The organism is Streptomyces sp. NPDC032472 (assembly GCF_040636955.1).
Lineage (GTDB): Bacteria > Actinomycetota > Actinomycetes > Streptomycetales > Streptomycetaceae > Streptomyces.
In genome coordinates, this window is record NZ_JBEZVK010000007.1 from 157,161 (window position 1) to 170,630 (window position 13,470).

Annotated in this window: 16 protein-coding genes; 4 read left to right on the forward strand and 12 right to left on the reverse strand. The window is 73.7% G+C overall.

The features are described from left to right. Positions 1 to 98: 98 nt before the first annotated feature. Genes hisF through hisD form a run of 8 tightly spaced genes read right to left on the reverse strand, consistent with a single transcriptional unit; the run spans position 99 to position 5,836 of the window. A complete protein-coding gene (gene hisF, locus AB0F11_RS06800) occupies positions 99 to 854 on the reverse strand; it encodes an imidazole glycerol phosphate synthase subunit HisF (RefSeq protein WP_362169153.1) in 756 nt (251 codons plus the stop codon). Further along, complete coding sequence (locus tag AB0F11_RS06805; RefSeq protein WP_362169155.1) at positions 854 to 1,255, reverse strand: RidA family protein; 402 nt, start codon at positions 1,253 to 1,255, stop codon at positions 854 to 856. Before AB0F11_RS06805 ends, hisF begins: the two co-directional genes overlap by 1 nt. After that, positions 1,252 to 1,992: a bifunctional 1-(5-phosphoribosyl)-5-((5-phosphoribosylamino)methylideneamino)imidazole-4-carboxamide isomerase/phosphoribosylanthranilate isomerase PriA gene (priA, locus tag AB0F11_RS06810; protein ID WP_362169157.1), complete on the reverse strand. Its 741-nt coding sequence runs from the start codon at positions 1,990 to 1,992 to the stop codon at positions 1,252 to 1,254. Before priA ends, AB0F11_RS06805 begins: the two co-directional genes overlap by 4 nt. Beyond that, on the reverse strand, positions 1,992 to 2,642 hold the full coding sequence (gene hisH, locus AB0F11_RS06815; RefSeq protein WP_362169158.1) for an imidazole glycerol phosphate synthase subunit HisH: 651 nt from the start codon (positions 2,640 to 2,642) through the stop codon (positions 1,992 to 1,994). The genes priA and hisH overlap by 1 nt, the downstream gene beginning before the upstream one ends. Next, positions 2,639 to 2,806, reverse strand: coding sequence for a hypothetical protein (locus AB0F11_RS06820; protein ID WP_362169160.1), 168 nt, complete (start codon positions 2,804 to 2,806; stop codon positions 2,639 to 2,641). The genes hisH and AB0F11_RS06820 overlap by 4 nt, the downstream gene beginning before the upstream one ends. A gap of 2 nt (positions 2,807 to 2,808) precedes the next feature. Further along, complete coding sequence (gene hisB, locus AB0F11_RS06825; protein WP_361918724.1) at positions 2,809 to 3,408, reverse strand: imidazoleglycerol-phosphate dehydratase HisB; 600 nt, start codon at positions 3,406 to 3,408, stop codon at positions 2,809 to 2,811. Then, the gene (locus AB0F11_RS06830) at positions 3,405 to 4,517 is read right to left on the reverse strand and encodes a histidinol-phosphate transaminase (protein WP_362169162.1); all 1,113 of its coding nucleotides are present in this window, start codon (positions 4,515 to 4,517) and stop codon (positions 3,405 to 3,407) included. The genes hisB and AB0F11_RS06830 overlap by 4 nt, the downstream gene beginning before the upstream one ends. Beyond that, positions 4,514 to 5,836 (reverse strand): histidinol dehydrogenase, encoded by a 1,323-nt coding sequence (gene hisD / locus AB0F11_RS06835; protein WP_362169164.1) that lies wholly within the window; start codon positions 5,834 to 5,836, stop codon positions 4,514 to 4,516. Before hisD ends, AB0F11_RS06830 begins: the two co-directional genes overlap by 4 nt. Before the next feature lie 132 nt (positions 5,837 to 5,968). On the opposite strand from hisD, the gene AB0F11_RS06840 reads away from it, so the two are divergent. From AB0F11_RS06840 to ybaK, 3 genes are all read left to right on the forward strand, one after another. Further along, positions 5,969 to 7,570, forward strand: a complete 1,602-nt coding sequence (locus tag AB0F11_RS06840; RefSeq protein WP_362169166.1) for an oxidoreductase — start codon at positions 5,969 to 5,971, stop codon at positions 7,568 to 7,570. 121 nt (positions 7,571 to 7,691) lie between these two features. Further along, positions 7,692 to 8,432: an LON peptidase substrate-binding domain-containing protein gene (locus AB0F11_RS06845; RefSeq protein ID WP_362169168.1), complete on the forward strand. Its 741-nt coding sequence runs from the start codon at positions 7,692 to 7,694 to the stop codon at positions 8,430 to 8,432. 16 nt (positions 8,433 to 8,448) lie between these two features. Next, positions 8,449 to 8,961 carry a Cys-tRNA(Pro) deacylase gene (ybaK, locus tag AB0F11_RS06850; protein WP_362169170.1) on the forward strand — a complete coding sequence of 171 codons (513 nt, stop codon included), beginning with the start codon at positions 8,449 to 8,451 and terminating at the stop codon, positions 8,959 to 8,961. Positions 8,962 to 9,138: 177 nt separating this feature from the next. Here ybaK and AB0F11_RS06855 read toward each other — a convergent pair whose 3' ends face one another. The 4 genes from AB0F11_RS06855 to AB0F11_RS06870 form a co-directional block, all read right to left on the reverse strand. Then, positions 9,139 to 9,795: a hypothetical protein gene (locus AB0F11_RS06855; RefSeq protein WP_362169172.1), complete on the reverse strand. Its 657-nt coding sequence runs from the start codon at positions 9,793 to 9,795 to the stop codon at positions 9,139 to 9,141. A gap of 76 nt (positions 9,796 to 9,871) precedes the next feature. After that, positions 9,872 to 10,651: an ABC transporter permease gene (locus AB0F11_RS06860; RefSeq protein WP_362169174.1), complete on the reverse strand. Its 780-nt coding sequence runs from the start codon at positions 10,649 to 10,651 to the stop codon at positions 9,872 to 9,874. Beyond that, on the reverse strand, positions 10,648 to 11,613 hold the full coding sequence (locus AB0F11_RS06865) for an ABC transporter ATP-binding protein (RefSeq protein WP_362169222.1): 966 nt from the start codon (positions 11,611 to 11,613) through the stop codon (positions 10,648 to 10,650). The genes AB0F11_RS06860 and AB0F11_RS06865 overlap by 4 nt, the downstream gene beginning before the upstream one ends. A gap of 127 nt (positions 11,614 to 11,740) precedes the next feature. Further along, on the reverse strand, positions 11,741 to 13,042 hold the full coding sequence (locus AB0F11_RS06870; RefSeq protein ID WP_362169176.1) for an NYN domain-containing protein: 1,302 nt from the start codon (positions 13,040 to 13,042) through the stop codon (positions 11,741 to 11,743). 199 nt (positions 13,043 to 13,241) lie between these two features. On the opposite strand from AB0F11_RS06870, the gene AB0F11_RS06875 reads away from it, so the two are divergent. Further along, positions 13,242 to 13,409: a hypothetical protein gene (locus AB0F11_RS06875; protein ID WP_362169178.1), complete on the forward strand. Its 168-nt coding sequence runs from the start codon at positions 13,242 to 13,244 to the stop codon at positions 13,407 to 13,409. The last annotated feature ends 61 nt before the right edge of the window (positions 13,410 to 13,470 follow it).

The following is a 13,470-nucleotide window of genomic DNA, read 5'->3' on the forward strand; positions in this document are numbered from 1 at the left end:
GGTCCGGGCGGAGCCCGGTTTCTGGGGGCACCTCCCAGCGGTAGCTGGGGGAGAAGGGGCCGGACCGGGGAACGGCTCCGCGCAGCGGCACGCCGCGGCTAGCGGACCGGGTGGCCGGAGGCGCGGAGGGTGGCCTTGACCTCGGCGATGCGGAGGTCGCCGAAGTGGAACACCGAGGCGGCGAGCACCGCATCGGCCCCGGCGTCGATGGCCGGCGGGAAGTGGGCCAGGGAGCCCGCCCCGCCGGACGCGATCACCGGCACGGTGACGTGCTTGCGCACCGCCGCGATCATCTCGGTGTCGTACCCGTCCTTGGTGCCGTCGGCGTCCATAGAGTTCAACAGGATCTCCCCGGCGCCGAGTTCGGCGGCCCGGTGGGCCCACTCGACGGCGTCGATCCCTGTGCCCCGGCGGCCGCCGTGCGTGGTGACCTCGAAGGAGCCGGCCTCGGTGCGCCGGGCGTCCACCGACAGCACCAGGACCTGCCGGCCGAACCGCTCGGCGATCTCCTGGATCAGCTCGGGCCGCGCAATGGCGGCCGTGTTCACGCCGACCTTGTCCGCACCGGCCCGCAGCAGCTTGTCCACGTCGTCCGCGGTGCGCACGCCGCCGCCCACGGTCAGCGGGATGAAGACCTGCTCGGCGGTGCGCCGCACCACGTCGTACGTGGTCTCGCGGTTCCCCGAGGAGGCGGTGATGTCGAGGAAGGTCAGCTCGTCGGCGCCCTCGGCGTCGTACAGTTTGGCCATCTCGACGGGGTCGCCCGCGTCGCGCAGGTTCTGGAAGTTGACGCCCTTGACGACGCGGCCGTTGTCCACGTCCAGGCAGGGGATCACCCGTACGGCGAGTGACATCAGGACTCCCCTCGGAAGGCTTCGACCTCGACCTCGACGACCAGGCTGGGGTCGACGAGGCCGGACACGATGATCATGGATGCGGCGGGGCGGACGGAGTCGAAGAGCTCCTTGTGGGCCCGGCTGACCTCCTCCACGTCGCGCGCGTGGGTGATGTACATGCGGGTGCGCACGACGTGCTCCGCGCCCAGCCCCGCCTGGCCCAGCGCGTCGATCGCGACGCGGAAGGCGTTCAGGGTCTGCTGGTACGGGCCGTCGGCGGCGATCTTGCCGTCGACGACCGAGGTGCAGCCGGAGACGAGGACGAGCCCGTTCGGCAGCGCGACGGCGCGGGAGTAGCCCACGGCGTCCTCCCACGGGCCGCCGGAGGAGATGCGGCGGATGCCGTCGTTCCCGCTCATGCCTGCGCCACCACCCGCAGGGCCTCCTCCAGGGTGAAGGCCTTGGCGTACAGGGCCTTGCCGACGATCGCGCCCTCGACACCCGCCGGCACCAGCTCGGCGAGGGCCCGCAGGTCGTCCAGGGAGGAGACGCCGCCGGAGGCGACGACCGGCCGGTCGGTGGCGGCGCAGACGTTGCGCAGCAGCTCCAGGTTGGGGCCGGTCAGCGTGCCGTCCTTGCCGATGTCGGTGACGACGTAGCGGGCGCAGCCCTCGGAGTCCAGGCGGGCGAGGGTCTCGTACAGGTCGCCGCCGTCGCTGGTCCAGCCGCGGCCCTTGAGGGTGGTGCCGCGCACGTCGAGGCCGATGGCGATCCGGTCGCCGTGCTCGGCGATGGCCTTGGCGGCCCACTCGGGAGTCTCCAGGGCCGCGGTGCCGAGGTTGACGCGGGTGCAGCCGGTGGCCAGGGCCGCGGCGAGCGTGGCGTCGTCGCGGATGCCGCCGGACAGCTCGACCTTGATGTCCATGGCGCCGGTGATCTCGGCGACCAGGGCGCGGTTGTCGCCGGTGCCGAAGGCGGCGTCGAGGTCCACCAGGTGCAGCCATTCGGCGCCGGCGGACTGCCAGGCGAGGGCCGCCTGGAGCGGGGAGCCGTAGGAGGTCTCGCTGCCGGAGACCCCGTGGACGAGGCGTACGGCCTGGCCGTCGCGGACGTCGACCGCGGGGAGGAGTTCCAGCTTCGCTGCGGGCTCGGTCATCACAGGGTCTCGATCCAGTTGGTGAGGAGCTGGGCGCCGGCGTCGCCGGACTTCTCGGGGTGGAACTGGGTGGCCCACAGGGCCCCGTTCTCCACCGCCGCGACGAAGCGCTCGCCGTGCGTGGCCCAGGTGACCTTGGGTCCGGCGATCCTGGGGTTGGTGACCTCCAGGGTCCAGTCGTGGGCCGCGTAGGAGTGCACGAAGTAGAACCGGGCGTCGTCGTCCAGGCCGGCGAAGGCCTTGCTGTCGGCGGGGGCCTCGACGGTGTTCCAGCCCATGTGCGGGACGACGGGCGCCTTGAGCGGGCCGACGGTTCCGGGCCACTCGTCGAGGCCTTCGGTCTCCACGCCGTGCTCGATGCCGCGCTCGAAGAGGATCTGCATGCCGACGCAGATGCCCATGACGGGGCGGCCGCCGGAGAGGCGGCGGCCGATGATCCAGTCGCCGCGGACCGACTTCAGGCCCTGCATGCAGGCGGAGAAGGCGCCGACGCCGGGGACGAGGAGTCCGTCGGCGTCCATGGCCTTGTCGTAGTCGCGGGTGATCTCCACGTCGGCGCCGACGCGCGCGAGCGCGCGCTCGGCGGAGCGGACGTTTCCGAAGCCGTAGTCGAGGACGACGACCGTTTTGGTGGGGCGGGATGCGCTCATGCCCAGATTCCTTGGATCCGCAGGACTCCGGCGGCGAGACACATCGCGGAGCCGATGGCGAGCAGCAGGACGACCGACTTGGGCATCTGCTGCTTCTGGAAGGAGTAGACGCCGCCGGCCAGGAACAGGCCGACGACGATCAGGACGGTGCTGAGGCCGGTCACGGCTAGAGGGCGCCCTTCGTGGAGGGGAGGATGCCGGCCGCGGCGGCGCGCGGGTCGAACTCGGACGCGTAGCGCAGCGCCCGGGCCAGCGCCTTGAACTGGCACTCGACGATGTGGTGGGCGTTGCGGCCGTACGGGACGTGGACGTGCAGGGCGATCTGGGCCTGCGCGACGAAGGACTCCAGGATGTGCCGGGTCATCGTCGTGTCGTACGCGCCGATCATCGGCGCCATGTTCTCGGGCTCGGTGTGCACGAGGTAGGGGCGGCCCGACAGGTCCACGGTCACCTGGGCGAGGGACTCGTCCAGCGGGACGGTGCAGTTGCCGAAGCGGTAGATGCCGACCTTGTCGCCGAGGGCCTGCTTGAAGGCGGCGCCGAGCGCGAGGGCGGTGTCCTCGATGGTGTGGTGGCTGTCGATGTGCAGGTCGCCGTCGGTCTTGACCGTGAGGTCGAACAGGCCGTGGCGGCCGAGCTGGTCGAGCATGTGGTCGTAGAAGCCGACGCCGGTGGAGACGTCGACCTGCCCGGTCCCGTCGAGGTTTATCTCGACGACGACGGAGGTCTCCTTCGTGGTCCGTTCGACCCGTCCGATGCGGCTCATGCGTGCTGCTCCTTCTTCAGTGCGCGAACCGCTTCGAGGAACGCGTCGTTCTCGGCCGGGGTGCCCGCGGTGACCCGCAGCCAGCCCGGCACGCCGTTGTCACGGACCAGGACACCCTGGTCGAGGATCTTCTGCCACGCGGTGTGGGAGTCGTCGAACCTGCCGAACTGGATGAAGTTCGCGTCGGACTCGGTGACCTCGTACCCGATCGCCCGCAGTTCGTCGACGAGGCGGTCCCGCTCGGCCTTGAGCTGCTCGACGTAGCCGAGCAGGGTGTCGGTGTGCTCCAGGGCCGCCAGCGCGGTGGCCTGGGTGACGGCCGACAGGTGGTACGGCAGGCGTACGAGCTGGACGGCGTCGACCACGGCGGGGTGCGCGGCGAGGTAGCCCAGGCGCAGTCCGGCGGCGCCGAAGGCCTTGGACATGGTCCGGGAGATCACCATGTTCGGGCGGCCCTCGATGAGGGGCAGCAGGGAGTCGCGGTGGCTGAACTCGACGTACGCCTCGTCCACGACGACCAGGGAGGGCTTGGCCGCCTGCGCGGCCTCGTAGAGGGCGAGGACCGTCTCCGCCTCGACCGCGGTGCCCGTGGGGTTGTTGGGCGAGGTGATGAAGACGACGTCGGGTGCGTTCTCGGCGATGGCCTGTTCGGCCGCCGCCACGTCGATGGTGAAATCCTCCCGGCGCGGGCCGGAGATCCAGCCGGTGCCGGTGCCGCGGGCGATCAGGGCGTGCATCGAGTACGAGGGCTCGAAGCCGATCGCGGTGCGGCCGGGCCCGCCGAAGGTCTGCAGCAGCTGCTGGATGACCTCGTTGGAGCCGTTCGCGGCCCACACGTTCTCCCGGGCGACCGGGTGCTTGCCGGTACGGGTGAGGTAGGCGGCGAGCGCGGTCCGCAGCTCGACCGCGTCCCGGTCGGGGTAGCGGTTGAGGGTGCGGGCCGCGTCGGCGACGCGCTCGGCGATGCGCTGCACCAGCTCCTCGGGGAGCTCGTACGGGTTCTCGTTGGTGTTCAGCTGGACGGGCACGTCCAGCTGCGGGGCGCCGTACGGGGACTTGCCGCGCAGCTCGTCGCGGATGGGGAGGTCGTCAATGCCGATGGTGCTCACGTGACCGGGACCTTCCATCCGAAGCGCGCCTTCAGCGCCGCGCCGTGGGCGGGCAGGTCCTCGGCCTCGGCCAGCGTCACCACGTGGTGGGTGACCTCGGCGAGGGCGTCGCGCGTGTAGTCGACGATGTGGATGCCGCGCAGGAAGGACTGCACGGACAGGCCCGAGGAGTGGCAGGCGCAGCCGCCGGTGGGCAGGACGTGGTTCGAGCCGGCGCAGTAGTCGCCGAGCGAGACCGGGGACCACGGGCCGACGAAGATCGCGCCGGCGTTGCGGACGCGGGCGGCCCAGGCCGCGGCGTCGGCGGTCTGGATCTCCAGGTGCTCGGCGCCGTACGCGTCGACGACCTTCAGGCCGTCCTCCAGGCTGTCGACCAGCACGATCGCGGACTGCTTGCCCGCCAGGGCGGGCTTGATCCGGTCCTCGATGTGCTTGGTGGCGGCGACCTGGGGCTCCAGCTCCTTCTCGACGGCGGCCGCGAGCTCCTCGGAGTCGGTGACGAGCACCGCGGCGGCCAGCGGGTCGTGCTCGGCCTGGCTGATCAGGTCGGCGGCGACGTGCACCGGGTCGGCCGTGGAGTCCGCGAGGACGGCGATCTCGGTCGGGCCGGCCTCGGTGTCGATGCCGATCTTCCCGGTGAAGTAGCGCTTGGCGGCGGCGACCCAGATGTTGCCGGGGCCGGTGACCATGTTCACCGGCAGGCACTCCTCGGTGCCGTACGCGAACATCGCGACGGCCACGGCGCCGCCCGCCGCGTACACCTCGTCCACGCCGAGCAGCGCGCACGCGGCGAGGATCGTCGGGTGCGGCAGTCCGTCGAACTCGGCCTGCGGCGGGGAGGCCAGCGCGATGGACTCCACGCCCGCCTCCTGGGCCGGCACGACGTTCATCACGACGGAGGACGGGTACACCGAGCGGCCGCCCGGCGCGTACAGGCCCACGCGCTCGACCGGAACCCACTTCTCGGTCACGGTGCCGCCGGGCACCACCTGGGTGGTGTGCTCGCTGCGGCGCTGGCTGCGGTGCACGGTCCGGGCGCGCCGGATCGACTCCTCCAGGGCGGCGCGGACGGCGGGGTCGAGCTCGTCGAGGGCCTTGGCGAGGGCCTCGGCGGGCACCCGTACCTTCTCGAGCGTGACCCCGTCGAACTTCTGCGCGTACTCGATCAGCGCCGCCGTGCCACGATGATGGACGTCCTCGCAGATGGGCCGCACCTTCTCCAGGGCGGCTTCCACGTCGAACTCGGCACGGGGCAGCAGGTCGCGCAGGGCGCCGCCCTCGGGGAGGGCGTTGCCGCGCAGGTCGATACGAGAGATCACCTCCCAATTCTCTCAGACCGCCTCCCTCGACCGTCCGCCCGTATCACTGGCTGATACACGCCCCGCATGTCACCGCCTGCGTCTAGCGTTCCCGTGTTCGCGGTACACACATCACGGCGGAGGGGGGCGGCGATGGCGGGGGCGTCGCACGTGGACGAGGCGCCGGCGGACCTGACCGGGGCCGAGCGGCGCATGTGGGAGGCGTTCCGCACCGGCAGCGTGTGCGACCTGAGCGCGCGCGCCGCGGACCACGACGACCCGCACGGCGACCGCGTGTGGGGCGAGGGGCGCAGCGTCCGGGCCCGGATCGTGGCGCTGCTGCTGCTCCACGGGCCGCCGCCGGTGCCGGGCCGGGTGGCCGCGCTGAAGCTGCGGGGCGTACGGATCACCGGCCGCCTGGACCTGTCCGGCGGCACCGTGGAGCCGTACGTCGAACTCCAGTCCTGCCGCTTCGACAGCGAGGTCCAGCTGTCGGAGACCCGGTTCATCACGCTGCGCCTGGTCAACTGCGCGATACCCCGGCTGGACGCCTCCCGGCTGCACACCGAGGGCGACCTGCACCTGCCGCGCTGCCGGGTCGCCCGCGGGATCCGGCTCACCGACGCGCAGATCGGCACCGATCTGCTGATCAGCCAGGCCGTGGTGCAGCGCGACAGCCGCGGCCGGGCCATCGCCGCCGACGGGATGTCGGTCGCGCAGGACTTCCAGGGCGAGCTGCTGGAGACGTACGGGGAGGTGAGCCTGCGCGGCGCGAAGGTGGGCGTGTCGATGAACCTGCGCGGGGCGCGGCTGCAGAACCCGGACGGGCGGCGCGCGCTGAACGCCCCGCAGCTGACCGTCGAGCGGACCCTGTACCTGACCTCGATCGCCCTGGACTACGTGCTCGGCGACTCCGGCTCCTCCACTCCCCCGTACGGGCTGGGCCAGACCCCGACGCGCGGGCAGCGCGCCCGGCGCTTCGAGTGCACGGGCGGGCTGCGCCTGGACGACGGGCGCTTCGGCGACGCCGTCGACTTCTACGGGGCCCGCTTCACGCTGACGGAGGAGCAGGAGGTGTCGCTGCGCCGGATCCAGACCCCGGAGCTGCGGTTCGTCGGCGAGCGGCCCGAGCGGGGGCGGGTGGTGCTGTCCGGGGCCAAGGTGGTCAAGCTGGTCGACACCTCCACCAGCTGGCCGGGGCAGGGCGGGGTGGCCATCGAGGGGTTCGTGTACGAGAACCTCGCGCCCCGCGGCCACTTCCCTCTGGCGCGGCGGCTGGCCTGGCTGGCGGCGGCGACCCCCGAGTACTCGCCGGAGCCGTACGAGCGGCTGGCGGCGGTGCTGCGGACCAGCGGGGAGGACGTGGACGCCCGCGAGGTGCTGCTGGCCAAACAGCGCCGGCGGCGGGCCACGCTCTCGCCGGCGGTGAAGGCCTGGGGGTACGTGCAGGACTGGACGGTGGCGTACGGGTACCGGCCGGGCCGGGCCGCGCTGTGGATGGCGGTGCTGTGGGCGGCGGGGGCGCTGCTGTTCGCCCAGCACGACGCGCAGGCGATCAAGGCGGACGAGCACCCGGAGTGGAACCCGGCCCTGTACGCCCTGGACCTGCTGCTGCCGGTCATCGACCTCGGCCAGGAGGGCCAGTGGAAGATGGCGGGCTACTGGCAGTGGGGGGCGGCGGTGCTGGTCCTGCTGGGCTGGATCCTCGCGACGACGGTGGCGGCGGGGGCGACGCGGGTGCTGAGGCGGGGGTGACGGGCGTGCCCGGGCGGGAGTGAAGGGCGTGCCCGGGCTGGGATGACCGGGGCGGCGGGGCGGGGTGATGGGGAAGAACCGAGGTGACAGGGCCCGGGCCCCGGCCACTACCCTGTCCGTCGTGACCACCGTTCGCCTGCCCCTCTTCCCGCTGAACTCGGTGCTGTTCCCCGGACTCGTGCTTCCGCTGAACGTCTTCGAGGAGCGTTATCGCGCCATGATGCGGGAGCTGCTGAAGACGGGCGAGGACGAACCGCGCCGCTTCGCGGTCGTCGCGATCCGCGACGGCCGGGAGGTCGCCCCGACCGCCCCCGGACTGCCCGACCAGACGGCGCTGCCCGAGCGCGGCCCGGCCGCCGGCTTCGGCGCCGACCCGATCCAGGCCTTCCACCGCGTGGGCTGCATCGCCGACGCGGCGACGATCCGGGAACGGGAGGACGGCAGCTTCGAGGTCCTCGCGACCGGCACGACCCGGGTGCGGCTGCTGTCGGTGGACGCCTCCGGCCCGTTCCTGGTGGCCGAGCTGGAGGAGATCCCGGAGGACGCCGGCGACGGCGCGGGGGCGCTGGCCGAGGGGGTGCTGCGGGCCTTCCGCAACTACCAGAAGCGGCTCGCGGGGGCCCGGGAGCGGTCCCTGTCCACCGGCGCCGACCTGCCCGACGAGCCGTCGGTGGTGTCGTACCTGGTGGCGGCCGCGGCCGTCCTGGACGTCCCGGCCAAGCAGCGGCTCCTCCAGGCCCCGGACACCGCGACCCGGCTGGCGGAGGAACTGAAGCTGCTGCGGTCGGAGGCGGCGGTGATCCGGCACCTGCCGTCGCTGCCGGCGGTGGATCTGACGCGGGCGCCGACGAGCCCGAACTGACACGAGGGGGACGCGCATGGCCAAGGCGGCCAAGGCCGGCAGGAACAGGACCGCGCCGGGGGCGACCCCGGCCATCGCCGCGCTGGCGGCGGCGGGGGTGGAGTTCACCACGCACGCGTACGACCACGACCCGGCGCACCCCTCCTACGGGCAGGAGGCGGCGGAGGCGATGGGCGTGAGCCCGGACCAGGTCTTCAAGACGCTCGTCACGGACGTGGACGGCGTGCTGACGGTGGCCGTCGTGCCGGTTTCCGGGAGCCTGGATTTGAAGGCGCTGGCTGCGGCGGTGGGGGCGAAGCGGGCAGTGATGGCGGATCCGGGCCTCGCCGAGCGGACGACCGGGTACGTGGTGGGGGGCATCTCCCCGCTGGGCCAGCGGAAGCGGCTGCGCACGGTCCTGGACGCGTCGGCGTCATCCCACGCCACGGTCTGCGTCTCTGCGGGCCGCCGGGGACTGGAGGTCGAGCTGGCCCCCGCGGCCCTGGCCGCCCTGACCTCGGCCACCGTGGCCCCCATCGCCCGCCCGTAGCCGGACCCCGCTGCCGTGGCCGGACCCCGCTGCACGGAGCCGTTCCCCACCCCGCCCCTTCCCGAAACCGTGGCCTGCGGCCCCGGCCCGCCTGCCTCAATCGCCGGCGGGGCTGATTTCAGCCCGCGCGGCGTTTGAGCGCACCGGGCGCGAAGCGCCCGGAACGGGGGTCGGCCGTCAGGGCTGCGGGGACTCCGGGGTGGACCCGTCGTGGACGTGCGGCGGAGGGTATGCGGACCCGTCCGACCCCTGGGCCGGGGCCGGGTCGTGCGGGGAGAACACGACCGTGAGGGCCAGGTGGAGGGCCAGGGCCGCCATCGGCCAGCCCAGCAGGACGCCGTGGGCGAGCAGCTGGAACGGGGCATCGAAGGGGACGCCCTTGCCGGCCCGGAGCGCGGCCGCGGCCACGTCCTGGGTCGGGCCCAGCCACAGACCCACCCGCCAGCCCAACAGAGCGGCCAGGCAGGAGCCCACCCCGAGGCCGACCACCTGCGGTACACCCCCGCGGCGCCGCCACAGGAAGGCCAGCCCCCCGCTCAGCAGGCCCAGCCCCACCGACAGCAGCAGGAACATCGCGTCGGCCCCGATCCGGGCCTCGCTCTCGGTGTTGCGCAGGAACACGGCCTCGCCGTTGGACACGTACTGCGCCCGCGGCGCGAGCCACACCCACAGGAGCCCGAGGAGCACCCCGGCCACCCCCACGACGAGGGTGATCGCGGCGCCGTCGCGGACGTCCCCGGCGGTGATGCGCCCCTCAGGGCCCTCGGGCGCGCCGACGGACGGCTGGTGCTGCGGCGGTTCGAACGGGTTCGGCGTGGTCACGGCTTCGGTCACTCCCACATCGTGCCAGGTGTCCTCGTCGCCGACGCGACCGCACCGGTGGCCGGAGGACGACAACGGTCGGGGGGCCTCAGCGGACCGCCGCCCGGCGGTACGCCCACGTGGCGACGGCCAGCGAGAGCACGCCGACCGCCCCGCACACGCCGAGGTCCAGGCAGACCCCCGCCCAGTCCGGGTGCGGGGCGAAGGTCCGTGCGAAGGCCTCCACTCCGTACGTCGAGGGGAGCAGGTCCCGAGCCCACACGATCACGTCCGGCATCCGCTCGGGCGGCAGCACCCCCAGCAGCAGCGCCGCGGACATGCCGAGCTGCCCGGCGAGGGTGGCCAGCTCCTGCCGCGGCGCGAGCAGCCCGAGGGCCGCGCCCAGCCCGGCCAGGGCGGCCCCGGCCAGCGGCACGACGGCGCCCAGGATCCACAGCCCGCCCATCGGCAGCCCGAACAGCACGCACCCGAACACCGCGGTGACCAGCGTGCCGGGCAGGGTGAAGGAGGCGTACGCGGCGGCCGCGCCGAGCACGACGGAGGCGGGCGGCACCGGCAGCGTGGCGTAGTGGTCGAGCCCGCCGCTCGCCCGCAGCTGACCGAAGTACTGGGCGAGCAGGTTCAGCGCGACGAAGGCGACCACCAGCACGGAGGAGCCGGCGACCACCGCCCGCGCCTCCGAGCCTCCGTCGACCACGCCCCGCATCAGGATCATGATCCCGACGGACTGGAAGGTGGCCACGAACAGCAGCGGGATCCGCGCCACCCGGGCCCGGGAGAGCTGCGCCCGGTACACGGCGGACAGGGACGGCAGGAGCCGGGCCCGCGGGGCGAGCACACCGGGGGCGGGAGCCAGGCCGGAGCTCACGACTTCACCAGTCCCTTCGTGGTGCGTCCGCCCAGCGCGAGGTAGACGTCCTCCAGGCTCGGGGTCGCCAGCGTGAAGTCGTCGAGGGCCGCGAAGGCGGGTCCGCCGGTGACCGCCGCGACGGCGGCGCGCGCCGCGTCGGGGGCGAGGCGCAGCACCCAGCGCCGGCCGGATTCGGCGGCCGCGGCGGCGAGGGCCGCGACCTCGGGGACGTCGAGCGGGGGCGCGCTGCGCCAGACCAGTTCGAGGCGGACCTCGTCGGAGACCATGGCCTTCAGTCCGGCCGGGGTGTCGCAGGCGATGACCTTGCCCTGGTCGATGACGGCGACCCGGTCGAGGACGGTCTCGGCCTCGATCACGTTGTGGGTGACGAGCAGCACGGTGGCGCCGTGTTCGGCGCGGCGCCGGTCCACGGCCGCCCACACGGCCCGCCGGGCCACGGGGTCCATGCCGGTGGTGGGCTCGTCGAGCACCAGTACCGCCCGCTCGCCCACGAGGGCGGCGGCGAAGCAGGCGAGGCGCCGCTGGCCGCCGGAGAGCTTCTTCAGGGGCCGGCCGGCGATCCCGGTCAGCCCGAGCTCCTCCAGGACGGCGTCGCGGGCGGCGCGGGCGGCGCGGGCGTCGAGTCCGCGCAGCCGCCCGGTGGTCTCGGCGGCGAGGGCCACGGTGAGCTCGTCGAGGGCGGTGGACTCCTGCCCGAGGTAGGCCAGGAGCCGGGAGGCCCGCTCGGGGTGGCGTACGAGGTCGTGGCCGAGCAGGGTGACGGAGCCGGAGTCGGGCCGCAGGAGCCCGGTCAGCTGCCGGACCAGGGTGGACTTGCCGGCGCCGTTGGGCCCGAGCAGGCCGAAGATCTCGCCGCGCCGGACGTCGAGGCAGATCCCGTCGGTGGCGCGGGTCTCTGGCAGGGCGGGGGTCCCGCGCCGGCCGCGTACGGCGGGATAGGTCTTGACCAGGTCACGCACCGTGCAGACCGCGCCCTCGGCCGCTGTCGCGGCGGCTGCCGCGGCCGCTGCCGTGCTGCGGCTGCCCGGCGGTCTTGCTGGTGCTGTGCCCGTACTCACGAGGGAGCAGCCTACGCGGCTCGCGGCCCTACTCGGCCGCCGGGGTCGCGGGGCCGCCCGGTACGGCGGCCGCCGTACCGGCCACGTGCTCGGCGGCGGCGCGGACGTCGATCTCCCGCCAGAACCCGGCGCGGATGGCGTAGCGGTCGTGTTCGTCGATCTGGTCGTCCTTGTGGGCGAGCAGCCCGAAGCGGGCGGCGTAGCGCAGCAGCTCCCCGTCGATGCGGTGCGGGATCCGGGGGTACATGGTGGCGAGCTTGTGCAGGTGGACGGCTTCGGGGAGGCGTTCCATCCAGCGCCGGGCGAAGACCTGGCCGACCTCGAAGGGGTCGCCGCCGACGGTGGTGATGTCCTCCTCGCGGTCGGCCCAGCGCTGCTCGGCGCTGGTGAGCTGGGCGAGGGTGGGCAGGGAGGCGGTCTCGGCGGGCTCGCCGAGCGGTCCGGGCCGGTCGATCCAGCCCTTGTCGGAGGACCACCGCAGGGCGCTGCCGGCCGGGGAGGGGGCGGCGGTGTGCCCGGGGCCGCCCTGCTGGCCGGGTGCCCGCAGGGAGCCGGCGAGGTCCTTCGGGGTGGGTACGGTCTTGCCGCCGACGGCGGGGGCGGGCACGGGGGCGGCGGTGCCGGCCTCGGGCGGGACGGGGGCGGCGGCGGGGGCGCCGTTGCCTCCGGCGCTGCGGGCGGCCTCGGCGAGGGCGGCCTCGGGCAGCGGCGCGGAGAGGATCGCGGCGATCTCGGGGCGCGGTGCGGGCGGCGGCGAGCAGAGCCCGGCGAGGTCCCTGGCGCGGACGGCGCGGGTGATCCAGGCCCGGTCCAGGACGCGGCGTTCGTCGGCCTCGGCGACGAGGTCCTCGGACTGGTTGTAGTCGCCGTCGGCGGCCTGGACGGCCCACAGGTGGACGGCGACGCCGTGCTCCTTGGCGGACATCAGGCCGGGCAGCAGGTCTCCGTCGCCGGTGACGAGCACCACGTCGGAGCAGGCGCGGTTGCGGGCGAGTTCGGTGAGCTCGGCGTGCATGGCGGCGTCGACGCCCTTCTGGGCCCAGCGGCCGTCGCTGCGGGTCAGGGCGCCCAGCCGGACGGTGACCCGGGGCATGACGCGGAGCCTGCGGTGCTCGGGCTGGGGCACCCGGTCGGGTGCGCCGTCGAACCAGTAGATGCGCAGCAGGGGCTGGGCGGTGTCGGCCTCGGCCCGTTCGCGCAGGCCCTGGATGAGGGCGGCGTGGTCGACGGTGATGCGGGAGCGGGAGGGCTCCCCCGCGAGAAGGCTGGCGGCGGCGCCCAGCAGATAGCCGGCGTCCACCAGGACGACGCAGCGGTCCACGCGTTCCACCTCTTCCGTGGGGGGGGTCCTCGGGTTTTCCCCGAGTCTGCCCGACCGCAAGGGTGTTGACGGCCGGAACTCGATCATCGGCGTGGCGGAGTTCACGGTTCTGCCGACTACGCGCAGTAAAGATCCAAAATGCGTGGTTTGCAGTGCTGTGTGAGTGTGAAGGCGGTCCTGGCCCCTAGACCCTCACGGAGGCTCCACCATGGCCAAGAACAAGAACCAGAAGACCCCTGCCAAGCAGCAGACCCGCTCCGGCCAGCAGGACGCGTCGAGGAGCTCGGCGGATGCGCCGCACGAGTCCCCCTCCGCTTCGCCGAGTCCCATGGACATGGCGCGCAAGGGCAAGCAGAAGCGCTTCGGCCACAACTGAGGCCGTCTGAGCCGCACGGCAGTACGGCAGTACGGCAGTACGCAGGAAGGGCGCGCCCGGG

Coding starts and splice junctions, on each gene's coding strand:
- hisF (WP_362169153.1), bottom strand. CDS start 854: ATGTCACTCGCCGTACGGGTGATCCCCTGCCTGGACGTGGACAACGGC.
- AB0F11_RS06805 (WP_362169155.1), bottom strand. CDS start 1,255: ATGAGCGGGAACGACGGCATCCGCCGCATCTCCTCCGGCGGCCCGTGG.
- priA (WP_362169157.1), bottom strand. CDS start 1,992: ATGACCGAGCCCGCAGCGAAGCTGGAACTCCTCCCCGCGGTCGACGTC.
- hisH (WP_362169158.1), bottom strand. CDS start 2,642: ATGAGCGCATCCCGCCCCACCAAAACGGTCGTCGTCCTCGACTACGGC.
- hisB (WP_361918724.1), bottom strand. CDS start 3,408: ATGAGCCGCATCGGACGGGTCGAACGGACCACGAAGGAGACCTCCGTC.
- AB0F11_RS06840 (WP_362169166.1), top strand. CDS start 5,969: ATGGCGGGGGCGTCGCACGTGGACGAGGCGCCGGCGGACCTGACCGGG.
- ybaK (WP_362169170.1), top strand. CDS start 8,449: ATGGCCAAGGCGGCCAAGGCCGGCAGGAACAGGACCGCGCCGGGGGCG.
- AB0F11_RS06875 (WP_362169178.1), top strand. CDS start 13,242: ATGGCCAAGAACAAGAACCAGAAGACCCCTGCCAAGCAGCAGACCCGC.